This is a genomic window from Paracoccus sp. (in: a-proteobacteria) (genome assembly GCF_046289755.1).
Classification (GTDB): domain Bacteria; phylum Pseudomonadota; class Alphaproteobacteria; order Rhodobacterales; family Rhodobacteraceae; genus Paracoccus.
The window spans coordinates 1-24,615 of record NZ_JBKBVD010000038.1 but is presented as its reverse complement, the minus strand read 5'-3'; the positions used below and the strand labels follow the sequence as shown (position 1 = coordinate 24,615).

Sequence of the window (24,615 nt, the reverse complement as noted above, 5' to 3'; positions counted from 1 at the left end):
GGTTCCCTCCCTCGCAATCTCAGGCAGCCACGGACTCGCCCGAGGCGGCCATGATCTGTTCCTTGGAGACGCTGCTGTCGAATTCGGCCGAGATGCGGCCCTTGTGCATGACGATGATCCGGTGGGCGATGGACAGGCATTCGCTGACCTCGGAGGTGGAATAGACCACCGCCAGCCCCTTCAGCGCGCCCTCGGCCAGCAGGCGGAACACCTCGGCCTTGGCGCCGATGTCGATGCCGCGCGAGGGCTCGTCCAGCATGATGACGCGGGGCTGGGTGGCCAGCATCTTGCCGATCACCACCTTCTGCTGATTGCCCCCCGACAGTGAACCGATGGGCGCGCCCCCGCCCGAGGTCTTGACCGTCACCTCGCGGATGCTGTCGTCGATCAGGCGGCGTTCAGCCGCGCTGCTGGTGAACAGCCCGCGCGTGAAGCGCGAGATCGAGGCCAGCGACAGGTTCTGCCCCACGCTCATGGTCTGGACCAGACCGTCGCGCTGGCGATCCTCGGGGACCAGCGCCAGCCCGCGCGCAATGCGTTCGGCGATGCTGAGATGGCTGACCTCAACCCCCTCCAGCACGATCTGGCCTGCGGTGGCGCGCAGGCGCCCGGCGACGGTTTCCAGCAATTCGGTGCGGCCCGCACCCATCAGCCCGTAGATGCAGACGATCTCACCCGCGCGCAGATCGAGGTTCAGCCCGCGCACCAGATCCTGCCCGGTGGCGTCGGGCACCGACAGGTCGCGGATCGACAGCGCGACCTCGCCCATGGTGCTGGCGGGCGGGCTGCCCAGATCGTAATTGTCGCCCACCATATTGCGCACGATCCATTCCAGATCAATCTCAGCGCGCGGCGCATAGGCGGTCATCACGCCGTCACGCAGCACCACGGCGTGATCGGTGATGGTCAGCGCCTCTTCCAGATGGTGCGAGATATAGACGATGCTGACGCCCTTGGCGGTCAGGTCGCGGATGACCTTGAACAGCACCTCGACCTCGGATGCCGACAGCGCACTGGTCGGCTCGTCCATGATCAGGATGCGGCTGTCCACCGACAAGGCGCGCGCGATCTCGACGATCTGCTGCTGGCCCAGACGCAGATCCTCGACCGGGGTGAGGGGGTGGATGTCCTCTTCCAGCTCGGCCATCAGCGCGCGGACCTGCCGTTCTTCCTCGGCGAAATCGACGCCGGTGGCGGTCATGATCTCGCGGCCCATGAAGATATTGTCGCGCACCGACATGTTGGGCGCCAGGCTCAGCTCCTGATGGATGATCGAGATGCCCCGGTCGCGCGCCTCATTCGCATTGGCAAACGAGACGGGCGCGCCGTCCAGCACGATCTCGCCCGCGGTGGGCTGGATCACGCCCGACAGGATCTTCATCAGCGTCGATTTTCCGGCGCCGTTTTCGCCGAACAGCGTCGTGACCTGACCGCGATGGATGTCGAAATTCACACCCTTCAGCGCATGGACCTGACCATAGGACTTGGCGACATTACGGGCGGCCAGAACCACCTCGCCAGTCTGGGGGCCAGTCTGGGGGCCGGTGACGGGACGGGTCATTGGACCTCCATCTCGACGGGGGTGATCATCCAGTTGGCCGGGTTGATCAGCCGGAAGGCGCCGGTGACACTGATCGTGCGGCCTTCAAGGCTGGTCGTGTCGATGGGGGCCAGAACCTCGGCGGCCATGGCGCGGTTGATGCCGGAACCGGCGTCCTGATACTCGATCTGGTTGCGGAATGCGCCAAAGGCGATGTCGCCGGGCGCGTCGCGCAGGTCGGTGCCGTTGATCGCCGGGCCGGTCTGGACGCGGATCGTCTGACCCTCGGGGATGCCCTCGACCGTCAGCGGATAGACCCCCGCGCGGGGCGTGCCCGCCACGCCGGTCACCCGGACCATCAGGATCGCCCCGGTCGAGGCGGGGGTGCCGTATTTCGCAATCGCGGCCTCCTGGTCGGCGGCGATCGCCTGCGCCAGTTCGGTCGCGTCAATGGCGCGCTCCTGCACCACCTCGCGGATGCGGGGGAATTCCTGCTGGCCGTAACCATCGGGCGAGAACGCCTGCTGGCGGACATCCGTCTCGGATCCCACGCGCACCACGGTGGTATCCAGCGCGATCCCGGCAAGAACCGCCACGCCAAGCGCCAGCGACAGGTACAGGCCGCGCCGCGATGCGCCTTTGGCTTTGGGGGCGGTGGGGGTGGTGGCGGTCATGGGCGACCTCGTTTGCTGTGACGTGACGTTTCGGTGCGGCGCAGGGCGATTCGGATGGGTCGTGCGCGCGCCGGGCAGGGGCGCGGTTCGGCCGGACTGCATGCGGAATGGCGGGTATCAGCCTGTATATCAATGCAATTTTCTGACATGGACCGGCCTCCCCTCCGGTGTGTTCGATGTCGCGGCGCGCGGTCATGCCTGCGTCTTGTCGTCGCAATATGGCTGGCCCGGCGCTCTCCCTTCCCACAATCTTAGATGAAATATTTTGCCGTGTCCGTAAAAAAATACGCTTTACCTGTGATCTTCGTGCTATATGAAAAGACAGGAGGACGGGGCATCTGCCCTGCATGGGGGCAAAGGAGACCGCAGATGGCCAAGCGGCCCGAGGCACAGGTGGCGGGTGATCTGCTGATCGGAATCGACGCGGGCACCTCGGTGATCAAGGCGGTGGCCTTTGATCTGGCGGGGCGTCAGATCGGCGCCTTTGGCCTGCCCAACCGCTATCACGCGGGCGAGGGCGGGGCGGCGACGCAAAGCCTGTCGCAGACATGGGATGATTGCGCGGCGGCGCTGCGCGGTCTGGCCGGTCATGTGCCGGATCTGGCGGCGCGGGTGGCGGCGCTGGCGGTGACCGGTCAGGGCGACGGGACATGGCTGGTCGGGCCTGGCGGGCCGGTGACGGACGCATGGCTGTGGCTGGATGCGCGCGCGGCACCCACGGTGGCGCGGCTGGCGGCCAAGCCGCAGGACCGCGCAAGGTTCGAGGCGACGGGCACCGGGCTGAACACCTGCCAGCAGGGCGCGCAGATGGCGCATATGGATGCGCACGCGCCTGATCTGCTGAACCGGGCCGAGGTCGCGCTGCATTGCAAGGACTGGCTCTATCTGAACCTGACCGGCGTGCGGGCGACCGACCCGTCCGAGGCCAGCTTTACCTTCGGCAATTTCCGCAACCGCCGCTATGATGACAGCGTGATCGCGGCGCTTGGGCTGACGCACCGGCGCGCGCTGCTGCCCGAGATCGTCGAGGGCACGGAACTGACCCATCCGCTGACCGCCGAGGCCGCGCGCCAGACGGGGCTGCGGGCGGGCACGCCGGTTTCCCTCGGTTATGTCGATATGGTGATGACGGCGCTTGGTGCGGGCGTGGTGGGCGGCGCGGGCGATGTGGCCTGTTCCACCGTGGGATCAACCGGGGTGCATCTGCGCGCGGTTGCGGCGGACCGGGTGCATCTGAACGATGCGGGCACGGGCTATGTCATCTGTCTGCCCATTCCCGGCGTGGTGACGCAGGTGCAGACCAATATGGCGGCGACGCTGAATATCGACTGGGTGCTGGGGATCGCCGCCGGGATCATGTCCGATATGGGGCAGGTGGTGACGCATCGCGATCTGGTCGCGCATCTGGACGGCTGGCTGGGTGCGGCCGCTCCGGGACAGATCCTCTATCACCCCTATATCTCGGATGCGGGCGAGCGGGGGCCGTTCGTCAACGCCGATGCGCGGGCCGGGTTCACGGGGCTGTCGCAGGGCCATCGCTATCCCGATCTGGTGCGTGCCGTGGCCGAGGGGCTGGGGATGGCCATGCGCGATTGTTACGCCGCGATGGGGCCGCTGCCGTCCGAATTGCGCCTGACCGGGGGGGCGGCGCGGTCACGCGGGTTGCGCGCCATCCTGTCGGCCAGCCTGAACGCGCCGGTCCGTGTCTCGGACCGGGACGAGGCCGGGGCTGCGGGGGCTGCGATGATGGCCGCCGTGGCGATCGGCGTCTATCCCGACATGGAGGCCTGCATCGCCGAATGGGTGACGCCCCTGCTGGGCGCGCCCGAGGCACCGGACCCGGCGCTGGCCGCCAGCTATGCCCGGCTTTTTCCCGCCTTTACCGCCGCGCGCTCGGCCCTGCCGCCCGTCTGGGATGCGCTGGCCGCGGCGCGCGCTGCAATGTTGAAAGGACAGTCCCATGACGGCTGACAGCGAGATGATCGACCTCTTTGTAATCGGCGGCGGCATCAATGGCGCGGGCGTCGCGCGCGACGCGGCGGGCCGGGGCCTGTCGGTGGTCTTGTGCGAAAAGGACGATCTGGCGCAGGGCACCTCGTCGCGGTCGGGCAAGCTGGTCCATGGCGGGCTGCGCTATCTGGAATATTACGAATTCCGGCTGGTCCGCGAGGCGCTGATCGAACGCGAGGTGCTGATGGCCGCCGCCCCCCATATCATCTGGCCGATGCGTTTCGTGCTGCCCCACAGCCCGCAGGACCGGCCCGCATGGCTGGTCCGGTTGGGGCTGTTTCTGTACGACAACCTTGGCGGTCGCAAGAAACTGCCCGGCACCCGCACGCTGGACCTGCGCCGCGCGCCCGAAGGGGCGCCGCTGCTGGACAGCTACCACAAGGGTTTTGAATACAGCGATTGCTGGGTCGATGACGCGCGGCTGGTGGTGCTGAACGCGGTCGATGCCGCCGAAAAGGGCGCCACCGTGCTGACCCGCACCACCTGCGTGACCGCCCGGCGCGAGGATGGTGCATGGTCCGTCACCACCCGCGATACGGACACCGGAGAGGAACGCCGGTTCCGCGCCCGCTGTCTGGTCAACTGCGCGGGGCCATGGGTCAGCGATGTGATCACGCGGGTCGCGGGGTCGAACTCGGCCCGCAATGTGCGGCTGGTCAAGGGCAGCCATATCATCGTGCCGAAATGGTGGGCGGGCCCGAACGCCTATCTGGTGCAGAACCACGACAAGCGGGTGATCTTCATCAACCCCTACGAGGGCGACAAGGCGCTGATCGGCACCACCGACATCGCCTATGAGGGCCGGGCCGAGGATGTGACGGCAGACGAGTCCGAGATCGACTATCTGCTGGCCGCCGTGAACCGTTACTTCAAGGAAAAGCTGCGCCGTGACGATGTGCTGCATTCGTTTTCGGGGGTGCGGCCGCTGTTCGATGACGGGCAGGGCAACCCCTCGGCTGTGACGCGCGACTATGTGTTCGATCTGGACCAGACCGGCGGCGCGCCGCTGCTGAACATCTTTGGCGGCAAGATCACCACCTTCCGCGAGCTGGCCGAACGCGGCATGCACCGGCTGGCGGATGTGTTCCCGCAGATGGGACCGGACTGGACCGAAACCGCGCCCCTGCCGGGCGGCGAGATCGCCAATGCCGATTACGAAAGCTATGCCAACCTGCTGCGCGAATTGCATCCGTGGATGCCGCGCGGGCTGGTCCATCACTATGGCCGCCTCTACGGCGCACGCACCCGCGATGTGGTGGCGGGGGCGCTGAGCCTTGCCGATCTGGGCCGCCATTTCGGCGGCAACCTGTACGAGGCCGAGGTACGCTATCTGGTCACCAAGGAATGGGCGCGCACGGCGCAGGACATCCTGACCCGCCGCACCAAACACTATCTGCATCTGACGCCCGACGAGCAGGCCGCTTTCACGGCGTGGTTCGAGGGGTCGGGTCTGGTCCGGGAAGGGGCACACGCATGAGCCTGTCACTGTCGCTGAGCACCAATCCGCTGGTGAACCGCTTTGCCGAGCCGGATGACCTGATCGAGATGGTCGCGCGCGATCTGCGCATCCGCGACCTGCAACTGACGCATGAGTTCATCAATCCCGGCTGGCCCGCCCCGGTGATCCGCCGCCTGACGCGTCAGATGGGCGCGGCGCTGGCCCGCACCGGCGTGCGGGTGACCAGCGGGATGACCGGGCCTTATGGGCGGCTCAATCACTTCGGCCATCCCGATGCCGGGGTGCGGCGCTATCATATCGACTGGTTCAAGACCTTTGCCGACATCACCGCCGATCTGGGCGGCACCAGCATCGGCACGCAATTCGCCATTTTCACCTATCGCGATTTCGACGACCCGGTCCGGCGCGAGGCGCTGACGCAGACCGCCATCGACGCCTGGGCCGAGGTGGCCGAACATGCCCGCGCCGCCGGGCTGGAGTATATCTTCTGGGAACCGATGAGCGTGGGGCGCGAATTTGGCGACACGATTGCGTCCGCCATGGCCTTGCAGGACCGGCTGACGGCGGTGGGCATGGCGGTGCCGATGTGGATGATGGCCGATATCGACCATGGCGATGTGACCAGCGCCAATCCGGACGATTTCGACCCCTATGCCTGGGCGCGGGCGGTGCCCGCCGTCAGCCCGATCATCCATATCAAGCAGTCGCTGATGGACAAGGGCGGCCACCGGCCCTTTACCGCCGAATTCAACGCGAAGGGTCGCATCCAGCCCGCGCCCTTGCTGGCGGCTTTGGCCGAGGGTGGTGCGGTCGATAACGAAATCTGTCTGGAGCTGAGCTTCAAGGAACGCGAGCCGAACGACCGGCAGGTGGTGGCGCAGATCGCGGAAAGTGTCGCCTTCTGGGCGCCGCATATCGACACGGGCGCCGATAGGCTGAATATCTGAGGGATTGCACACAAGGAATTCAGCCATGCCCAGCCCTTTCGCCTTTGCCACTGCCACGGAAATCCTGTTCGGACGCGGTCAGGCCGCCGCCGCGCCTGCCCGCGTCGCGGCGCTTGGCCGCCGGGCGCTGCTGGTGCAGGGCGGCAATGCCACCCGCGCCGACTGGCTGGCCGGGGCGCTGATGGGGGCGGGCTGCGAGGTCACGCGCTTTTCCGCCCGCGCCGAGCCGGACCTGCCGCTGATCGAGGCGGGGCTGGCGGTGGCGCGGGGCTGCGATGTGGTCGTGGCGCTTGGCGGCGGCGCGGTGATCGACACAGGCAAGGCGCTGGCGGCGCTGGTGCCTGCGCGGCGCCCGGTCATGGACCATCTGGAGGTCGTGGGGCAGGGGCTGGCACTGGATCACGCGCCGCTGCCGTTCGTGGCGATCCCGACAACGGCGGGCACGGGGGCCGAGGTCACCCGGAATGCGGTGATCGGGGTGCCGGATCACGCCCGCAAGGTCAGCCTGCGCGATCCGCGGATGCTGCCGCGTCTGGCGATCGTCGACCCGGCGCTGACCGATGGCTGCCCGCGCGCGGTGACGCTGGCCTCGGGGCTGGATGCGATCACGCAGGTGATCGAGCCTTACGTTTCGACCCGCGCCAATGCGCTGACCGATGCGCTGTGCCGCGATGCGATCCCGCGCGGGCTGGCGGCGATCCGGCGGCTGATGGCGGCTGAGGACGCGGCGCGCGATGAGATGGCCTGGGTCAGCCTGTGTGGCGGGCTGGCGCTGGCGAATTCCGGGTTGGGCGTGGTGCATGGTCTGGCGGGCCCCTTGGGTGGTCTGACCGGGGCGGCGCATGGCGCGATCTGCGGCGCGCTGTTGCCGCATGCGCTGGTGGCGAACCGGCAGGCGGTGACGGATGCGGGCCATGCGGCGCGGCTGGATGAGGTGGCGGGATGGATAGGGGCGGCGTTTGGCGCGCCCGGCGTATCGGTGGGGCAGGCGGCCGGGCTGCTGGCGGGCTGGTCGCGCGACGCGGGGCTGCCGGGGCTGACGGCGCAGGGGGTGGACGCGGCGGCGCAGCAGGCGGCGGCCGAGATGGCTGCGGCCTCATCCTCGATGAAGGCGAACCCGGCGGCGCTGACGCCCGAGGCATTGGTCGCACTGATGGGCGAGGCGGGTTGATGGCGCGGCGCGGCCCGCTGGACCCGGAACAGAGCCTCGCGATCCGCGCGGCATGGCTGCATTACGCGGGCGGGCTGACGCAGGCGGCGGTGGCCAAGCGGCTGGGCCTGCCGGGCGTCAAGGCGCATCGGCTGATCGCGCGGGCGGTGGCCGAGGGCGCGGTCAAGGTCACCATCGACGGCGAGATCGTCGAATGCGCCATGCTGGAGGACCGGCTCTGCCGCCAATACGGGCTGGATTACTGCGAGGTGGCGCCGGATCTGGGCGAAGAGGGCATGCCCTTGCGCGCGCTGGGGCTGGCCGGGGCCGCGTTCCTGCGCCGCGAGATCGAGCGGGGCGCGCATGGGGTGATCGGTCTGGGCCATGGGCGCACGATGGCGGCGGCGGTGCAGCAGCTGCCGCATTTTGACGCCAACGGCACGCGGTTCGTGTCGGTTCTGGGCGGGCTGACGCGGAATTATGCGGCGAACCCGCATGACGTGATGCACCGGCTGGCGGAAAAGACCGGCGCGCAGGCTTTTGTGCTGCCGGTGCCCTTCTTCGCCAATTCCGAGGCTGACCGCGAGGTGCTGCTGGCCCAGCCCGGCGTGCGCGAGATCTTTGATCTGTCCCGCAGCGCGCCGCTGAAATTCGTCGGCATGGGCACGGCGGATTCGGGCGCGCAGCTGGTCGCCTCGGGCATGATCGAGCCGCATGAGATCGCCGAGATCAACGCCGCGGGCGGCGTGGGCGAGATGATGGGGCATTTCTTCGACGCCGCGGGGCGGGTGCTGCAGACCGGGCTGACGGCGCGCACCCTGTCGGTCGATCTGGAGGGCGATCACCGGATCGTCGTGATCGCGGGCGGCGCGGCCAAGACCGGGGCGATCCGCGCGGTGCTGAAAAGCGGCCACCTGTCAGGGCTGATCACCGATGAGGCGACAGCGCAGGGGCTGATCGACTGATTTGCGCGGCTGGGGTCTGACCCTGAAACGGGCCGGGCCGTGCAAAGCCCGGCCCGGACGCTGCCGCTTGGCCCCGCGCGCGCGCTTTGCGCGCGTGGGGTCGCAAGGATGCCGGGGCCGCCGTTTGCGGCCCCGTCCGCAAGCTCTGTCAGCGACCGGTCAGCACCTTGGCGCGGGCGATGATGGCGTCCGCCGTGATGCCAAATTCCTGATACAGCCGGTCGATCGGGGCCGAAGCGCCAAAGCCGGTCATCCCGATCACGTCATCCTCGGAGGCGACATAGCGGGTCCAGCCGAACTTGCCCGCAGCCTCGATGGCGATGCGCGGGGCGGTGCCCAGAACCTCGGCCCGATAGGCCGCGGGCTGGGCGTCGAACAGCTCCCAGCTGGGCATGGAGACGACGGCGACCGACATGCCCTCGGCCGCCAGCGCCTCGGCGGCGGTGACCGCGATGGCGACTTCGGTGCCGGTGGCGATCAGGGTCAGGTCGCGGTCCTCACCGAACTGGCGGATCACATAGGCGCCTTTGGCCGTCAGGTTCTCGGTCCCTGCCTCCAGCCGCAGCTGCGGCACGTCCTGACGCGACAGCGCCAGCAGCGAGGGCACGTCGCGGTTGCGGATGGCGATGTCCCAGGCCTCCAGCGTCTCGATCACATCGGCGGGGCGCAGGACGGTCAGGCCGGGGATGGCGCGCAGGGATGCCAGATGCTCGATCGGCTGGTGGGTCGGGCCGTCCTCGCCCAGACCGATGCTGTCATGGGTCATCACATAGATCGTGCCGACCCCCATCAGCGCCGACAGCCGGATCGCATTGCGGGCATAGTCGGAAAACACCAGGAACGTGCCGCCATAGGCGATGAAACCGCCATGCAGGTTGATGCCGTTCATCGCCGCGGCCATGCCGAATTCGCGCACGCCATAGCCGATATAGCGACCCGGTGCCTGCCGTGTGTACTGGCTGTCCACCGCCTTGACGCGGGTCAGGTTCGAGCCGGTCAGATCGGCCGAGCCGCCGATCATTGCGGGCACCGCCGCCGCCAGCGACTCAAGCGCCATCTGGCTGGCCTTGCGGGTCGCGGCCTTTTTCGGCGCGGCAAACAGGGCCTCGCGCGCCTGCGTGACGGCGGCGTCATAGCCCTCGGGCAGGGCGCCCGACAGGCGCTGCGTCAGCGCGTCGCGATGGGGTGAGGCGGCCAGCCGGGCCTCCCATGCCGTGCGGGCCTCGGCCCCGCGTGCGCCGATGGCACGCCATTCGGCACCCAGATCCTCGGGGATGGTGAAGGGGTCCGAGGACCAGCCAAGCGCCTCTTTGGTCAGCGCGCCCTCATCGGCGCCAAGCGGCGCGCCATGCACCGAATAGCTGCCCGCGCGGTTGGGCGAGCCGAAGCCGATGATCGTCTTCATCGCGATCAGCGAGGGCTTGCCCGTCTCGGCCTTCGCCGCCGTGATGGCTGCATCCAGCGCGGTGCCGTCATGGCCGTCACAGGTCTGCACGTGCCAGCCGCAGGCGGCCAGACGCGCCGGAATATCCTCGGAAAAGCTGATCGAGGTGGGGCCGTCGATGGTGATCGAATTGTCGTCATAGAGCACGATCAGCTTGCCCAGACCCAGATGGCCCGCAAGGCTGATCGCCTCTTGCCCGATGCCCTCTTGCAGGCAGCCGTCGCCCAGCATGACATAGGTGTGGTGATCGACCAGATCGTCGCCGAATTCCCCGGCCAGCGCGCGTTCGGCCAGCGCCATGCCCACGGCGGTCGCGATACCCTGACCCAGCGGGCCGGTCGTGGTCTCGACTCCTTTGGCGTGGCCATATTCCGGGTGGCCCGCGGTGATCGACCCCCATTGGCGGAAATTCTTCACCTGCTCCAGCGTCATGTCGCTGTAACCCGTCAGGTGCAAAAGGCTGTAAAGCAGCATCGAGGCATGGCCGTTCGACAGCACGAAGCGGTCGCGGTCGGGCCAGTCGGGATTGGCCGCATCGAATTTCAGGTGGTTGCGGAACAGCACCGTGGCGGCATCGGCCATGCCCATCGGCGCGCCGGGATGACCCGAATTCGCCGCGTTCACCGCGTCGATGGTCAGCGCGCGGATGCAGTTGGCCAGCGCGAAATTCTGCGGGTCCAGCGCGGCCTTGGCGGCGATGGCGGGGTCTTTGGGGGTGTCTAAGGGCATGGCGTCCTCCTCTGCGGAAATCATTAGGGTTATGCCCGATTCGTAACAAGTAAAAATAACAAAGTCACAAAATTTATGTTGTATCTTGCGGGGGCGATGTTAGAAATATCCGGGCGAGGTGGAGGAGACGTGGTGAAGCGCGACGAACGCAGACAGTCGATCATGGACCTGCTGGCCGAGGCGCGGGCGGTTGATCTGGACGATCTGGCGCTGCGCTTTGCGGTTTCGAAAATGACCATTCACCGCGATCTGGACGATCTGGAACAGGCCGGGCTGCTGCGCAAGGTGCGCGGCGGGGCGACCGTCGAGGCGGGCACCCAATTCGAAAGCGATTTCCGCATCCGCGAGCTGCAGGATGGCGAGGCCAAGGCCCGGATGGCCCGCGCGGCGCTGGAACTGGTCGAGCCGGGCATGACGGTGATGATCAACGACGGCTCGATGGCGGCGCTGCTGGGCGCCCGTCTGGCCGACTGCGCGCCGCTGACGGTGATCACCAACAATGCCGCCGTCATCGACCATCTGCGCGAGGCGCCCCGCGTCACGCTGATCGCGCTTGGTGGCACCTACAGCGCGAAATTCAATGGGTTTTTCGGCGTCGTGACCGAGGATGCGCTGTCGCGTCTGCGGGCCGATCTGGCCTTTGTCTCGACCCCCGCCGTGGCGGGCCTTCAGGCATTTCACATGGACGATGCCGCCGTGCGCGCCAAGCGGGCGATGATGCAGGCGGCCGAGCGTCGGGTGCTGCTGGTCAATCACAGCCGCTTTGGCCGCTCGGCGCTGCATGTGCTGGCGGGGCTGGCCGAGTTCGACATCATTATCACCGACGCGCCCCCCGCCCCGGAAACACGGGTCGCCATCGACCGGGCGGGCATTGCGCTGACCATTGCAAGGGACTGACATGAGCGAATTCTGGATCGGCACAAGCTGGAAGATGAACAAGACGCTGGCCGAGGCGCGCGTCTTTGCCGAAGGGCTGGCCGCGGCGGATGCGGGGCGCGATCCGCGCATCCAGCGCTTTGTGATCCCGCCGTTCACGGCCTGCCGCGAGGTGGCCCGGATGCTGGCGCACACATCGGTCACCGTGGGTGCACAGAATATGCACTGGGCCGACACAGGTGCGTGGACCGGCGAGATCAGCCCGCTGATGCTGAAGGATTGCGGCCTCGACATGGTCGAGCTGGGTCACAGCGAACGGCGCGCGCATTTCGGCGAGACCGATGAGACGGTCGGCCTGAAAACCGAGGCCGCCGTGCGCCACGGCCTGATCCCGCTGATCTGCATCGGCGAGACGCTGGCCGAACGCGAGGCGGGCCGCGCGGCAGAGGTGCTGGAGACGCAGGTGCGCGGCGCCTTGTCCCGCGTGGCGGGCAGCACGGCCACGATCCTGCTGGCTTATGAGCCGGTCTGGGCCATTGGCGAGAACGGCATTCCCGCGACCTCGGATTATGCCGATGCGCGGCAGGCCGAGATCATTGCGGTGGCACGGGATGTGCTGGGGCGGCGGGTGCCCTGCCTCTATGGCGGCTCGGTCAATCCGGGCAATTGCGAGGAACTGATCGCCTGCCCGCATATCGACGGGCTGTTCATCGGGCGCGCGGCCTGGGACGTGAACGGCTATCTGGACATTCTGGCGCGCTGCGCCGCGACCATCTGAAAGGAACTGACATGAAACTGGCAATCGCAGGTGACAGCGCGGGCGAAGGTCTGGCCAAGGTGCTGGCCGACCATCTGAAGGACCGCTTTGACGTGGCCCAGATCAGCCGCACCGATGCGGGCGCAGAGGCGTTCTATGCCGATCTGTCGGACCGGGTCGCAAGTCAGGTCATCGACGGCACCTATGACCGCGCCATTCTGGTCTGCGGCACCGGCATCGGCGTCTGCATCGCGGCCAACAAGGTGCCGGGCATCCGCGCGGCGCTGACCCATGACACTTATTCCGCCGAACGCGCGGCGCTGTCGAACAACGCCCAGATCATCACCATGGGCGCCCGCGTGATCGGGGCCGAGGTCGCCAAGACCATCGCCGATGCCTGGCTGGCCGAGACGATGAACTTTGACGCCGCTGGCCGCTCGGCCGGGAATGTCGATGCCATCGACGCGGTCGATGCCAAGTATAACAAGGGCTAGGGGCAATGCTGCGCCTTCCCAATGACGCAGCGGCGCAGGGGCCGCTGCTGGCCGAGGCGCTGGAGGGCGCCCCGGCGGGCGACATCATCGCGGCGATTGCGGGCGCCCTGCCGCCACTGGCGGCGCGGCTGGCGGCGGGGCGGCTGCATGGCGACCCCGAGGCCATCGTCGGCACCAATGACAGCGGCGATAAGCAAAAGGCGCTGGATCTGGCGGCCCATGATCACATGATCGCGGTGCTGCGCGCGGCGGGCGTGCGGCAGGTGCTGTCGGAAGAGGCCGAGGCGGTCATCCAACTGAACGAGGGCGGCGCATTCGACGTGGCCATCGACCCGATCGACGGGTCCGGCAGCATCGGCATCGGCGCGCCGCTGGGCATGCTGTTCAGCGTGCTGCCCGCCGATCAGGACAGCTTTCTGCGCCCCGGTCGCCATGCGGTCGCGGCGGGCTATGCGTCCTTTGGGCATTCGGTCGATTTCGGCTGGTCCACGGGGCAGGGGGTGCATGTCGCCACCCATGATGCGGGCACAGGCTTTCGCGTCGCGCGCGAGGGGCTGCGGCTGAAACCCACCGCCTCGACCATCGCCTATAACGCCTCGAACGAGCGGCATTGGGCGCCGGGATTGCAGGACTGGGCGCGCGATCTGCGGGCGGGCACGGACGGCCCGCGCGGGCGCGATTTCAACATGCGCTGGCTGGCCGCCGCCGTGGGCGAACTGCACCGCATCCTGCTGAAGGGGGGCGTGTTTCTCTATCCCGACGATGCGCGGCCCGGATATGGCAACGGTCGGTTGCGGCTGATCTATGAAAGCGTGCCCATCGCCTTTCTGATCGAACAGGCGGGCGGGCAGGCCACCGACGGGCGCGCCCCGATCCTTGATCGCGTGCCCACCGCTCTGCACGAGTTTACGCCCCTGATTTTCGGCGCCACCGATGAGGTCGCGGCGATCCATTCCTATCTTGCCAGCAAAGGATAACCCCATGGCCATGATCACCCTGCGCCAGCTTCTGGACCACGCCGCCGAGCATGGCTATGCCGTGCCCGCTTTCAACATCAACAATATGGAACAGGGGCTTGCGGTCATGCAGGCCGCCGCCGCCACCGACAGCCCGGTGATCCTGCAGGCCAGCCGCGGCGCGCGCAAATACGCCAATGACGCGGTGCTGGCGGGCCTGATCGGCGGGCTGGCGCGGGCGTATCCCGACATTCCGCTGTGCATGCATCTGGACCACGGCAACGGCATGGAGACCTGCGCCACCGCGATCCAGAACGGATTCACCAGCGTGATGATGGATGGCAGCCTCAAGGCCGATGGCAAGACGCCCGCCGACTATGCCTATAACGCCGACATCACCCGCCGCGTGACCGAGATGGCCCATGCCTGCGGTGTCTCGGTCGAGGGCGAGCTGGGCGTGCTGGGCAGTCTGGAAACCGGCATGGGCGATCAGGAGGACGGTCACGGTGCCACGGAAAAACTGTCCGAGGATCAGCTGCTGACCGATCCGGCCGAGGCCGAGCAGTTCGTGAAGGATACCGGCGTCGATGCGCTGGCCATCGCCATGGGCACCAGCCACGGCGCCTACAAGTTCACCCGCAAGCCCGATGGCGCGATTCTGGCGATGCATGTGATCGAAGAGATCCACAAGCGGCTGCCGAACACCCATCTGGTGATGCACGGCTCATCCTCGGTGCCCGAGGATCTGCAGGCGATCATCAACAGCCATGGCGGCGAGATCCGCCCGACCTGGGGCGTGCCGGTCGAGGAGATCCAGCGCGGCATCCGGCATGGCGTGCGCAAGGTGAATATCGACACCGACAACCGCCTGGCGATGACGGCGGCGATCCGCAGGACGATGGCGGAAGATCCGTCGGAATTCGATCCGCGCGCCTATCTGAAACCCGCCATCGCGATGATGGCGCAGGTGTGCCGCGACCGGTTCGAGGCCTTCGGCACCGCAGGCAATGCCAGCCGCATCAAGCCCCTGCCGCTGGCGGCGATGGCCGGGCGTTACTGACCTGTTGCCGGGCGCGTGGTTCAGGCCGCGCGCCCGGCGGCATCCGCCGAGGCCCAGGCCCACTGGAAATTATAGCCGCCCAGCCAGCCGGTGACATCGACGCATTCGCCGATGAAATGCAGCCCCGGCACCGCCCGCGCCTGCATCGTGCGGGCATCCAGATCGCGCGTGTCCACGCCGCCAAGTGTGACCTCGGCGGTGCGATAGCCTTCGGTGCCGACCGGGGTGATCTGCCAGCGGTTCACGCGGTGCCCAAGCGCCGCCAGCCGGGCGTTGTTCTGATCGGCCAGCCGCGCCTGCGCCAGACCCGTCTCGGCCACAAGCGCCTGCGCCAGCCGGTCCGGCAGCATCTGCGCCAGCGCCGTGGCGACCTGCTGGCGGCCATTCCGCCCGCGCGCCTCCTGCAGCGCGAGGGTGATGTCGTGATCGGGGCAGAGGTCGATTTCCAACACCTCGCCCGGCTGCCAGAAGCTGGAGATCTGCAGGATCACCGGCCCCGACAGCCCGCGATGCGTGAACAGCAGCGCGTCCCGGAACGCCCCGCCGCCATGGGCGATCCGCGCCTCGACCGCGACGCCTGCCAGGGGGCGGCACAGGTCCAGATCCTGCTCGGCGAAGGTCAGCGGCACCAGTCCGGCGCGCGTCCCGACCAGCCGCAGGCCGAACTGGCGCGCGATGTCATAGGCCAGCCCGGTGGCGCCGGTCTTGGGGATCGACTTGCCGCCGGTGGCGATCACCAGCCGCGAGGTTGTCAGCGCGCCCCATTCCCCCTCAAGGCAATAGCGGTCGGCCTGATGGCTGATCCGGGTGACGGGGGTGTTCAGCCGCAGGTCCGCCCCCTGCATCCGGCGCAGCAGCATATCGGTGATCTGGGTGGCCTTGCCGTCGCAGAACAGCTGTCCCTGGGTCTTTTCGTGCCATGCGATTCCGGCGCGGTCCACCAGCGCCACGAAATCCTGCGGCTGATAGCGGGCCAGCGCGCTGGCGGCAAAGCGGGGGTTCTGCGACAGAAAGCGGTCGGGCGCGGTGGCGAGGTTGGTGAAATTGCACCGCCCCCCGCCCGAGATGCGGATTTTCTCGCCCGGTTTGTCTGCGTGATCCAGAATTGCGATGCGTTTTCCCTGCGCAAGGGCCGAGCCCGCACAGAACAGTCCGGCGGCGCCCGCGCCAAGGATAACAAGGTCAAGATGCTCCATGGACCGCGCCTTACAGCCCGTTGCCGGGCGCGGCAAGTTTTCTGCATTTTTCGCCTTGCACCCGCCATCGGCCTTGGGTAATCACCCTCCCACAGTTGGGGCGTGGCCAAGTGGTAAGGCATCGGTTTTTGGTACCGTGTACCGTAGGTTCGAATCCTACCGCCCCAGCCAATTCATATCATTGAGAAAAATAACGCACGCACCGGCGCCGGTCGGGCGCATGTGTTGCCGCTGAGTGTGTGTGACAGGTGGGTGTTCCGGCCGGTCCGACTCGCACGCATAAGATAGCCCCGAATGCCAACGGCGGGGGCGTTCGGCGTTGTCGGGAAGGCAGGCGTCCGGTGCACGGCAAGGCAGGTGTTGACGCGTTCGCGGGCTGCGACCGGCATAGCGGAAATGCGCGCCATCAAGCTGTCTCTTTCGCGATCGTCGGCGGCACAAAGCGCTGGTCGTGATCCCCGCCACGATATGCTGCACCGAAGCCAGCAGCATCGGCCATGGTGTTCTCCATCGTTCACCGGCCCCGAGGCAATCAAATCCGTGGGCGCGGCGCGGGCCGGTATCTTTGCGATTTTCCCCGAACTGCGCCAGCCCGGGTCCGGGGCCGTGGCGGCCCGCATCCCCGCATCAGGGCGGATGGGCCTGCGGATGGCCGTGTGACACGCGCAGACCAACAAGGCGCTGGTGGACTGAGGCCCTGAGGCCACGACATTGCAGCGACCATATCGAAGCACGACAGGCAGCCCCGCAGCGATGCGGGGCTGTTTTCGTCCGGGCCTGCCGGTGCTGGACGACCGGAGCCGATGGGCTGGACCAGCGCCGGGTCGGGGCGCTAGACCGGTGCAGGATCAGGGGCGGCTTTCGTCGCCCGGGCCATGCGGAAGCCGGACAACATGACTGCCACCTCAGGACAATCTTTCACGCGAGCGTTGCAGACCGCATCGCAGGGGGCGCGCATGGTGCTGCCGGATCTGTATCTGATGCGGCACGGCGAAACGCGCTGGAACGCCGAGGCGCGCTTTCAGGGTCAGCTGGATTCGCCGCTGACGGCGCGGGGGCAGCAGCAGGCGCGCTGGCAGGCGGAACTGATCGCCGGTGTCGCGGGCAGGCGCCTGTCCAGCCCACAGGGCCGGGCGGTCGAGACCGCCCGGCTGGTCTTTGGCCCCGGCGGTTTCGAGACCCGCGCCGATCTGGCAGAGATCGGCATGGGGCCGTTCGCGGGGCAGCGGCAGGATCGTCTGCGCGGCGATCACCCGGCGGTGTTTCGCGGTCAGGGGCTGGACTGGTACGACCGCATTCCCGGCGGCGAGGGGTTTGCCGCGCTGGCGGGCCGGTGCCGGTGCCTGCTGACCTCGCTTGACGGTCCGGCGCTGATTGTCAGCCATGGCATCACCTTGCGGATGATCTGGGTGCTGGCCATGGGGCGGAATGTGACGGAACTGGCCGGGGCGCCGGTGGATCAGGGCAGGGTGCTGATCATCCGTCGCGGCACGTCCGATGTGCGGCGCCATCCCGACGACCGCGATTGATGCGACCGCGTTTGATGCAGGCTGCGTTTGATGCAGGCCGGGGCTTGTCATTCCCGCCGCTTTGGGGTTCGATGCGCACCGCTGCGGATGGCCCGTTAGCTCAGTGGTAGAGCGTCCCGTTTACACCGGGCCGGTCGGGAGTTCGAATCTCTCACGGGCCACCAGTGCTTTCCGCATATCCCCCCGGCGGCAGGGTCTCTGGACGTTCTGCCTCGTGGTTCGTGAACAGGGGAGGCAAGCCTTTCTCGGCCGGGGTCCTCCGGACGGCGCGCATGGACGGCGCGCGGGCGGCGATGGTCTTTCATTTACAGATATGTTATTACGTAACGTTAATGTCTCCCCCAGCCCGGATGCCTGCCCGTGACGGACCTTTCTGAAACACCGCCCCGACGCCGTGCGGTCTTGACCTGTGGCTCTGCAGGCGGCATTCATGTCGGCGATGGTTCCCGGCCAAGCCACGCGCGGCCGGGTGAAAAGGGAACACGGTGCGGTGTAGCCAACAGGCGCCAAATCCGTGACTGCCCCCGCAACTGTAAGCGGCGAGCGTCCCCCGATGCCACTGTGCCCCTGACGGGCATGGGAAGGTGGGGGAGGTCACGACCCGCGAAGTCAGGAGACCTGCCATCGAAGCAAACGACCACCGGGCGGGGTGTCCCGGAAGGAGACTTCGATGGATGACCTTTCGCGCAGGCCAGTGGCCGCGCCCGTTGAACCTGTGCCGCAGCATGTTGGCGCGCAAGCCTGCTGTGATGCCACAGCGGCCCCTGCGGTCGAGCTGTCCGGTGTCTGCTGGGGTCCGCCCCGCGGCCCGGATATTCTGTCGGATATCAGCTTTGCCGTGCCTCAGGGGCAGATCATGGCGATCTGCGGGGCCAATGGCGCGGGCAAATCCTCGCTGCTGCGGCTGATCTATCGCCACCACGCGCCGCGCCGGGGCTCGGTCCGGCTGATGGGGCGCGATCTGTGGCGGACCAGCGCCGCGCAGACCGCGCGCCACCTTGCCGCCGTGCTGCAGGAACAGCCGACCGATTTCGCGCTGACCGCGCGCCAGATCGTGGCTCTTGGCCGGCTGCCGCATAGGCGGGGCTGGGCGGCGGGGCTGTCGGGACCCGGTCAGGCCGATGCGCGCATTATCGCAGGCGCGATCGAGCGGATGGACCTGACCGGATTGGCCGGCCGCGCCTTTGGGACCCTTTCGGGCGGCGAGCGTCAGCGCGTGATGGTCGCCCGCGCATTGGCGCAGGAGCCGCGCGTGATCGTGCTGGACGAGCCCACGAACCATCTGGATATCCGCCATCAGCTTGAACTGCTGGCCCTGCTGCGCGGGTTCGGCCTGACCGTCATCGCCACGCTGCACGACCTGACCCTTGCGGCGGGTTTTGCCGAACGTGTGCTGGTCCTGTCGCAGGGCCGCGTTCTGGCCGACGGCCCCCCGGACGATGCCCTGACCGAGGCCACGCTGGCGCGGGCCTTTGGCGTGCGCGCGCGGATCGACCGCAGCGGCCCCGCACCGCGCTTTTCCTTTTCTCTGTGACGACCTCTCTGTGACGACCTCGAAAGGACCATCCATGTTCCGTCTGTCTTTTGCCGCCCTGCTGCTGTCGGCGGGTGCCGCGCTGGCCCATCCCGTGACCGTGCAAAGCTGCGACCGTCAGGTGACATTCGATGCGCCCCCCGCGCGCGCCGTCTCGAACGATGTGAACCTGACCGAGATGATGCTGGTTCTTGGCCTGCGCGACCGGATGGTAGGCTATACCGGCATCTCGGGCTGGAAGACGCTGGACGAAGACATGCGCGCGGGCGTGGCCGAACTGCCCGAGCTTTCCGAACGATATCCCGGCAAAGAGGTTCTGGCCGCAGCCGAGGCCGATTTCTTCTTTGCGGGCTGGAATTACGGCATGAAGGTCGGCGGCGAGGTTACGCCCGACACGCTGACCCCCTTTGGCATTCAGGTCTACGAGCTGACCGAAAGCTGCATTCATCTGGGCCCGCGCCCGCGGTCCAGCATGGAGGATATGTATACCGATATCCTCAATCTGGGCCGCATCTTTGGTGTCGGGGACCGGGCAGAGGCGCTGGTCGCCGACTGGCAGGCGCGGCTGGAGGCTGTCACCGCCGGGATCGACCGTAGCACCCCCTTGCGGGTCTTTGTCTATGACAGCGGCGAAGAGGCGCCCTTTACCGCAGGGGCGCATGCCATGCCCAACGCGCTGATCGAGGCGGCGGGCGGGCGCAATATCATGGATGATCTGGACAAAAGCTGGGCCGAAATCAGCTGGGAGCCGGTGGTCGAGCGGAACCCGCAGGTGGTCGTGATCGTGAATTACGGCGATGTGACGGCGGAACAGAAGATCGGTTTCATGAAGACCAACCCCGCATTCGCCGATGTCGACGCGGTGCAAAACGACCGCTTTGTCGTGCTGGACTATGTCGAGGCGACGCCGGGGCCGCGCAATATCGCCGCGGTCGAAAAGCTGGTCGCCGCGTTTCAGGGGAACTGAGCGATGGTTGACAGCACTGCCGCCACCGTCGTCGCGCAGCGCCTTGGGCTAAGGTTGTGTCTAAGGTTGGGGCTGGGCACCGTTCTGGCGGCGGTGCTGATCATGGTGATCGGGGTCGCTGTGTCGGTGGGCGCGGTGGCGGTGCCGCTGGCCACCGTCTGGGGCGTGGTGCTGGACCGGCTTATCCCCGGTCTGATCGCCCCGGATGTCAGCGCGGGTCATGCCAGCATCGTCTGGCAGATCCGCCTGCCCCGCGTGATTCTGGCCGGGCTGGTCGGGGCCGGGCTGGGCATGGTCGGCGCGGCGCTGCAATCGGTGACGCGCAACCCGCTGGCCGATCCGCATCTGCTGGGCATCTCATCGGGCGGTGCCTTTGGCGCGATTGCCGCGCTGCTGCATACGGGGCTGTTTCTGGGCGCGCTGACGGTGCCGCTGATGGCGTTTGGCGGCGCGCTGATGGCGACGGTTCTGGTGCTGGGCGTGGCGCGGATGGCCCGAGGCTCGACCGCCGACCGGCTGGTGCTGACCGGGGTGGCGGTCAGCTTTGTCATTATGGCCTGCGCCAATATTCTGATTTTTCTGGGCGATCCCCGCGCCACCCATACGGTGGTGTTCTGGATGCTGGGCGGGCTTGGCCTTGCGCAATGGTCGCATCTGCTGTGGCCCTTAGCGGTGCTGATCCCCTGCGGACTGTGGCTTTGGGCGCAGGCCGGGCAGCTGAACGCCATGAGTCTGGGGGACGAGACCGCCGCCAGTCTGGGGCTGGAGGTCGGGCGTTTTCGCCTGACCGTGTTTGTGGTGGCCGCCCTGATCACCGGGGTGATGGTGGCCTTTTCCGGGTTGATCGGCTTTGTCGGGCTGATGATGCCGCATCTGGTGCGGATGGTTCTGGGCGGCGACAATGCCCGCGTCCTGCCGGCCTCGGCCTTCGCCGGGGCGGTGTTCCTGATCGGCGCCGACGCACTGGCCCGCGTGGCGATGGCCCCCGAGGATATTCCCATCGGCGTCGTCACCGGCCTTTGCGGCGGGTTGTTTTTCATCTGGATCATGTCCCGTAAGACCTGACCACGGCCCACGCGACGTTTCGCCATTGGCGAAAGTGAGCCGTCGCCGGAAAGGGCGGTTGCCGTCGCCAATTATGTTATGTAATAAAAGTACATCAATGTGATGCGTGTGTCCGGCGTCGTCAGGGCATGCGCAGCGCCGCCGCAATGCCAGCCTCGGTCACTTGTGCCACGGGGCGGTGAATGACCAGCCTGCGCCGGATCAGGTCCAGTCCCAGAATGGTGATCTGTGTCGCGGGTCCGGGGCAGGCGGGGTCTTCGCAGGGGATCTCGGCCACCGAGACGATGACCTGCGGGGCCAGCCCGGCCTGCTGGCGCACCAGCTGCCGGACGCGCTGAAAGTGCCACAGCGTGGCGGCCTTGTCCCTGATCTGTGCCGAAAGGCTCATTGCCCGATACCTCTGCCGCCAAACCAACCACGTTCAGAAAGGCCCCGCAACCATGTCCGACCGCATCCCCGTGACCCTGCTGACCGGCTTTCTGGGCGCAGGCAAGACGACGTTGCTGAACCATCTGCTGCATGACAGCACGGGCGGGCGCATCGCCGTGATCGTCAATGAATTTGGCGAGGCGGGGCTGGATCACGATCTGATCGAGGCCAGCGCCGAGGATGTTATCCTGATGGCCTCGGGCTGCATCTGCTGTTCGATCCGCAGCGATCTGTCGCGCACGCTGACATCGCTGCAGGGTCGCCGGGCGCGGGGCGAACTGGCCTTTGACCGCGTGGTGATCGAGACGACGGGCCTCGCCGATCCCGGCCCGATCCATCACACGCTGCTGCTGGACCGCCCTGTCGCCGACGCCTTCCGGCTGGACGGGATTGTCACCGCCGTCGATGCGGTTCTGGGTGCGGGCACGCTGGACCGCCATGCCGAGGCGCAGGCGCAGGTCGCCATGGCCGACCGGATCGTGCTGACCAAATGCGATCTGGCCACCCCCGCCCGGATCGCGGATCTGGAACGGCGGCTGAACCCGCTGAACCCGCATGCGCGGCGCATCCGCGCCGACCGGGGACGCGTGCCGCAGGGCGTTCTGTTCGGGCTGACGACCGGGCGCGACAGTGGCGATACCAGCGCGGCGCTGGCGTGGATGGGCCTGTCGCAGCCTGATCTGACGCCTGATCCGCTGGCCGGGCTGTCGGGATTTGTGCAACCCGCGGTGCTACCGGTCTTTCCGCCCGCTGCACCCTCGCATCACGCCCGCGACAGCCGGGTCGCCACGGCCTCGATCACCATCGACACGCCGATCCCGCCCGGCGTTTTCGACTTCTGGCTGGATATGATCATGGGCCTTCAGGGCGATGCGATCCTGCGCCTTAAGGCGATTGTGCATCTGGACGGGGCCATCCAGCCCTTTGTGCTGCATGGGGTGCAGCATATTCTGGAACCGCCGGTCCCATTGGAGAACTGGTCGGGTGACGACCGGACCAGCCGCGTCGTTCTGATTGCACGCGACATGCCCGTCGATGAGCTGGAGGCCAGTCTGGATCTGCTGCGCATGCGGGCCGGGGTTGTCGCGGGGCAAGCGATCAGCATGCATTCGCTGGATGATCTGTGACGGGCGACGGGGCATGGCGGACTTGCCTTTTGGCAGAATAATCCTATATTCATGCCAAAGGAGATGATCATGCAATTTGCGACGATCCAGCCGGTTGCGGCACGCCCCGATCTTCCCGCCATCTCGGATGACGAGGCCGCCGCGCTGGCGCGCACCACGGTCAACCTGTTCCGCGCGTGGGATCTGGGCGATGCCGAGGCGCGGACCCTGCTGGGCGATATGGCGCCCCGGACATGGGCGCGCTGGAAATCGGGCGAGATCGGGCGCATCGACCGTGACCTGCGGGCGCGCATGGCCATCCTGATGGGCATTCACAAGGCGCTGCGCTATCTGTTCACCGATCCGGCGCGGGGCTACGCTTGGATCCGCAAACCGAATGATGCGTTCGAGGGGCGACGGGCGCTGGACATTATGCTGCGGGGCGAGATTACCGATCTGGTCGACCTGCGCGCCTATCTGGATGCGCAGCGGGGTGGCTGGTGACGCAGGTGTCAACGGCCACGGCGCCCGCCCGCCGGGTCATCTGGCCGCGCAGCGTGCGCATCATCCGGTCGATCCATCCGCCGATTCACCTGTTTGAGGATATCGCCGATCCCGCCGACTGGGAGGCTCTGGCCTCGGCCGAGGCCAAGTTCAACCCGCGCCTGCGCGACAGCATCGGCGATCTGTCAAAAGTGCCGCCCGCGCGCCGGGTCTCGGGGCCGGGGGCCAGTTGGGTGATGGCGCCTTTCGTGCATTGCTCGCCGCTGCGGCCGGGGCGGTTCTCGGATGGCAGCTATGGGCTGTATTATGCGGGCGACAGCAGCGAGGTGGCGATTGCTGAAACGATCTATCACCACAGCCTGTTCATGCGCGCCACGAATGAGGCGCCCGGCTGGACCTCGCAATTCCGCGAACTGATCGGGCATGTCGACGGCGTCTTTGACGATGTGACCGGGATCGACGCGCTGCTGCACCCTGTCGATTACCGGGCATCGCAGGAATTCGGCGCAAGGCGGCGGGCGGCGGGGTCAAACGGGATCACATGGCCCAGCCTGCGCTGGCAGGGGGGCTTGTGCATCGCGGCCTTCTGGCCCGATGTGGTGCCGGTCCCGGTGCAGGGCGCGCATTACGCCTATCACTGGAACGGCGCCGCCGTGGACTATGTCAAAACGCTGGATACGGGCGAGGTGATCGCGGTCACTTGACCCGCCCGCTGCCATGGCCGCGTTGTGGCGCCCCTGTCAGGTGACGATGCGGCGGGCATGGGCGACGGTCTGGTCCAGCCACGGGCGTTCTGCCGCGCGGGCCCGAGCCGGATCATCGCCCAGGGGCAGCCAATGTTCCAGAATGCAGCTTGTGTCCGGCGGGCAATGGGCCAGTTGCGTCAGCACCCAGTCCAGCGGCGCGCGCCCCTGACCAAGCGGCACGCCCTGAATGCGAAAGCCGACCCCGTAAGGGTCCGGGATAATGACGTAATCCTTCAGGTGCAGGTTAATCGTGAAGGGCGCCAGCAGGCTCACCGTCTCTTCGGTCCACTCACCCGCGCAGATCGAATTTGCTACGTCCAGACAGACCCCCAATGTCGGGTCGTCCACCGTCTGCAACAGATCGACCATGCGCGGCGAGGGATAGTTGAAATGGTTTTCGATCGCGATGCGGATCCCGGCCTTGCGCGCTGCGTCCAGCAGCGGGCGCAGTTGCGCGGCCAGACCGGGCACGGGCAGA

General features: G+C 67.4%; 23 protein-coding genes, 2 tRNA genes and 1 riboswitch. Of the genes, 19 read left to right on the top strand and 6 right to left on the bottom strand.

The annotated features are described in order from the left end of the window. Window positions 1-19: 19 nt before the first annotated feature. Together ACK41U_RS13845 and ACK41U_RS13840 are read right to left on the bottom strand one after the other, a co-directional pair. Window positions 20-1,561, bottom strand: coding sequence for a sugar ABC transporter ATP-binding protein (locus ACK41U_RS13845; RefSeq protein WP_409681274.1), 1,542 nt, complete (start codon window positions 1,559-1,561; stop codon window positions 20-22). Further along, window positions 1,558-2,214 (bottom strand): DUF2291 family protein, encoded by a 657-nt coding sequence (locus ACK41U_RS13840; protein ID WP_409681272.1) that lies wholly within the window; start codon window positions 2,212-2,214, stop codon window positions 1,558-1,560. The genes ACK41U_RS13845 and ACK41U_RS13840 overlap by 4 nt, the downstream gene beginning before the upstream one ends. Before the next feature lie 369 nt (window positions 2,215-2,583). On the opposite strand from ACK41U_RS13840, the gene ACK41U_RS13835 reads away from it, so the two are divergent. Genes ACK41U_RS13835 through ACK41U_RS13815 form a run of 5 tightly spaced genes read left to right on the top strand, consistent with a single transcriptional unit; the run spans window position 2,584 to window position 8,745 of the window. After that, window positions 2,584-4,185, top strand: coding sequence for an FGGY family carbohydrate kinase (locus ACK41U_RS13835; RefSeq protein WP_409681270.1), 1,602 nt, complete (start codon window positions 2,584-2,586; stop codon window positions 4,183-4,185). Then, window positions 4,175-5,701 carry a glycerol-3-phosphate dehydrogenase gene (locus tag ACK41U_RS13830; protein ID WP_409681268.1) on the top strand — a complete coding sequence of 509 codons (1,527 nt, stop codon included), beginning with the start codon at window positions 4,175-4,177 and terminating at the stop codon, window positions 5,699-5,701. Before ACK41U_RS13835 ends, ACK41U_RS13830 begins: the two co-directional genes overlap by 11 nt. Next, on the top strand, window positions 5,698-6,630 hold the full coding sequence (locus tag ACK41U_RS13825) for a sugar phosphate isomerase/epimerase family protein (RefSeq protein ID WP_409681266.1): 933 nt from the start codon (window positions 5,698-5,700) through the stop codon (window positions 6,628-6,630). The genes ACK41U_RS13830 and ACK41U_RS13825 overlap by 4 nt, the downstream gene beginning before the upstream one ends. 25 nt (window positions 6,631-6,655) lie before the next feature. Next, complete coding sequence (locus ACK41U_RS13820) at window positions 6,656-7,801, top strand: iron-containing alcohol dehydrogenase (protein ID WP_409681264.1); 1,146 nt, start codon at window positions 6,656-6,658, stop codon at window positions 7,799-7,801. After that, window positions 7,801-8,745 carry a sugar-binding transcriptional regulator gene (locus ACK41U_RS13815; protein ID WP_409681263.1) on the top strand — a complete coding sequence of 315 codons (945 nt, stop codon included), beginning with the start codon at window positions 7,801-7,803 and terminating at the stop codon, window positions 8,743-8,745. The genes ACK41U_RS13820 and ACK41U_RS13815 overlap by 1 nt, the downstream gene beginning before the upstream one ends. A 148-nt stretch (window positions 8,746-8,893) precedes the next feature. Here the strand turns inward: ACK41U_RS13815 and tkt are convergent, their stop codons facing one another. Next, window positions 8,894-10,918, bottom strand: coding sequence for a transketolase (gene tkt / locus ACK41U_RS13810; protein WP_409681261.1), 2,025 nt, complete (start codon window positions 10,916-10,918; stop codon window positions 8,894-8,896). A gap of 132 nt (window positions 10,919-11,050) precedes the next feature. On the opposite strand from tkt, the gene ACK41U_RS13805 reads away from it, so the two are divergent. The 5 genes from ACK41U_RS13805 to fba are packed head-to-tail and all read left to right on the top strand — an operon-like array spanning window position 11,051 to window position 15,061. Beyond that, a complete protein-coding gene (locus ACK41U_RS13805; protein WP_409681259.1) occupies window positions 11,051-11,815 on the top strand; it encodes a DeoR/GlpR family DNA-binding transcription regulator in 765 nt (254 codons plus the stop codon). A gap of 1 nt (window position 11,816) precedes the next feature. Continuing rightward, window positions 11,817-12,572 (top strand): triose-phosphate isomerase, encoded by a 756-nt coding sequence (locus tag ACK41U_RS13800; protein ID WP_409681257.1) that lies wholly within the window; start codon window positions 11,817-11,819, stop codon window positions 12,570-12,572. Window positions 12,573-12,583: 11 nt separating this feature from the next. Further along, complete coding sequence (locus ACK41U_RS13795; RefSeq protein WP_409681256.1) at window positions 12,584-13,045, top strand: RpiB/LacA/LacB family sugar-phosphate isomerase; 462 nt, start codon at window positions 12,584-12,586, stop codon at window positions 13,043-13,045. Between the two features lie 5 nt (window positions 13,046-13,050). Next, window positions 13,051-14,022: a class 1 fructose-1,6-bisphosphatase gene (locus ACK41U_RS13790; protein ID WP_409681254.1), complete on the top strand. Its 972-nt coding sequence runs from the start codon at window positions 13,051-13,053 to the stop codon at window positions 14,020-14,022. Window positions 14,023-14,026: 4 nt separating this feature from the next. Further along, entirely contained in the window at window positions 14,027-15,061 is a 1,035-nt protein-coding gene (fba, locus tag ACK41U_RS13785; protein WP_409681252.1) for a class II fructose-bisphosphate aldolase, read from the top strand. Between the two features lie 20 nt (window positions 15,062-15,081). On the opposite strand, the gene ACK41U_RS13780 is transcribed toward fba, so the two are convergent. Next, window positions 15,082-16,257: an NAD(P)/FAD-dependent oxidoreductase gene (locus ACK41U_RS13780; RefSeq protein WP_409681250.1), complete on the bottom strand. Its 1,176-nt coding sequence runs from the start codon at window positions 16,255-16,257 to the stop codon at window positions 15,082-15,084. Between the two features lie 96 nt (window positions 16,258-16,353). On the opposite strand from ACK41U_RS13780, the gene ACK41U_RS13775 reads away from it, so the two are divergent. The 6 genes from ACK41U_RS13775 to ACK41U_RS13750 all read left to right on the top strand — a co-directional run bounded on the left by ACK41U_RS13775 (window position 16,354) and on the right by ACK41U_RS13750 (window position 21,352). Then, window positions 16,354-16,428 (top strand) — tRNA-Gln (locus ACK41U_RS13775). Between the two features lie 785 nt (window positions 16,429-17,213). After that, window positions 17,214-17,786: a histidine phosphatase family protein gene (locus ACK41U_RS13770; protein ID WP_409681248.1), complete on the top strand. Its 573-nt coding sequence runs from the start codon at window positions 17,214-17,216 to the stop codon at window positions 17,784-17,786. A gap of 89 nt (window positions 17,787-17,875) precedes the next feature. Further along, a tRNA-Val gene (locus ACK41U_RS13765) sits at window positions 17,876-17,950 on the top strand. 259 nt (window positions 17,951-18,209) lie between these two features. After that, a riboswitch (cobalamin riboswitch) is annotated at window positions 18,210-18,427 on the top strand. 29 nt (window positions 18,428-18,456) lie between these two features. Then, window positions 18,457-19,320, top strand: a complete 864-nt coding sequence (locus tag ACK41U_RS13760; RefSeq protein ID WP_409681246.1) for an ABC transporter ATP-binding protein — start codon at window positions 18,457-18,459, stop codon at window positions 19,318-19,320. A gap of 34 nt (window positions 19,321-19,354) precedes the next feature. Beyond that, window positions 19,355-20,287, top strand: a complete 933-nt coding sequence (locus ACK41U_RS13755; RefSeq protein ID WP_409681244.1) for an ABC transporter substrate-binding protein — start codon at window positions 19,355-19,357, stop codon at window positions 20,285-20,287. A 3-nt stretch (window positions 20,288-20,290) separates the two neighbouring features. Then, window positions 20,291-21,352: a FecCD family ABC transporter permease gene (locus ACK41U_RS13750; RefSeq protein WP_409681242.1), complete on the top strand. Its 1,062-nt coding sequence runs from the start codon at window positions 20,291-20,293 to the stop codon at window positions 21,350-21,352. Window positions 21,353-21,473: 121 nt separating this feature from the next. Here the strand turns inward: ACK41U_RS13750 and ACK41U_RS13745 are convergent, their stop codons facing one another. After that, window positions 21,474-21,740 (bottom strand): hypothetical protein, encoded by a 267-nt coding sequence (locus ACK41U_RS13745; protein WP_409681240.1) that lies wholly within the window; start codon window positions 21,738-21,740, stop codon window positions 21,474-21,476. Window positions 21,741-21,792: 52 nt separating this feature from the next. On the opposite strand from ACK41U_RS13745, the gene ACK41U_RS13740 reads away from it, so the two are divergent. From ACK41U_RS13740 to ACK41U_RS13730, 3 genes are all read left to right on the top strand, one after another. Further along, complete coding sequence (locus ACK41U_RS13740; protein ID WP_409681238.1) at window positions 21,793-22,908, top strand: CobW family GTP-binding protein; 1,116 nt, start codon at window positions 21,793-21,795, stop codon at window positions 22,906-22,908. Between the two features lie 69 nt (window positions 22,909-22,977). Beyond that, a complete protein-coding gene (locus ACK41U_RS13735; protein ID WP_409681236.1) occupies window positions 22,978-23,391 on the top strand; it encodes an MbcA/ParS/Xre antitoxin family protein in 414 nt (137 codons plus the stop codon). Then, window positions 23,388-24,095, top strand: a complete 708-nt coding sequence (locus ACK41U_RS13730; RefSeq protein ID WP_409681234.1) for an RES family NAD+ phosphorylase — start codon at window positions 23,388-23,390, stop codon at window positions 24,093-24,095. Before ACK41U_RS13735 ends, ACK41U_RS13730 begins: the two co-directional genes overlap by 4 nt. Before the next feature lie 36 nt (window positions 24,096-24,131). Here ACK41U_RS13730 and ACK41U_RS13725 read toward each other — a convergent pair. Beyond that, on the bottom strand, window positions 24,132-24,615 hold a 484-nt coding region (locus ACK41U_RS13725; RefSeq protein WP_409681233.1), incomplete at its 5' end, for a sugar phosphate isomerase/epimerase family protein.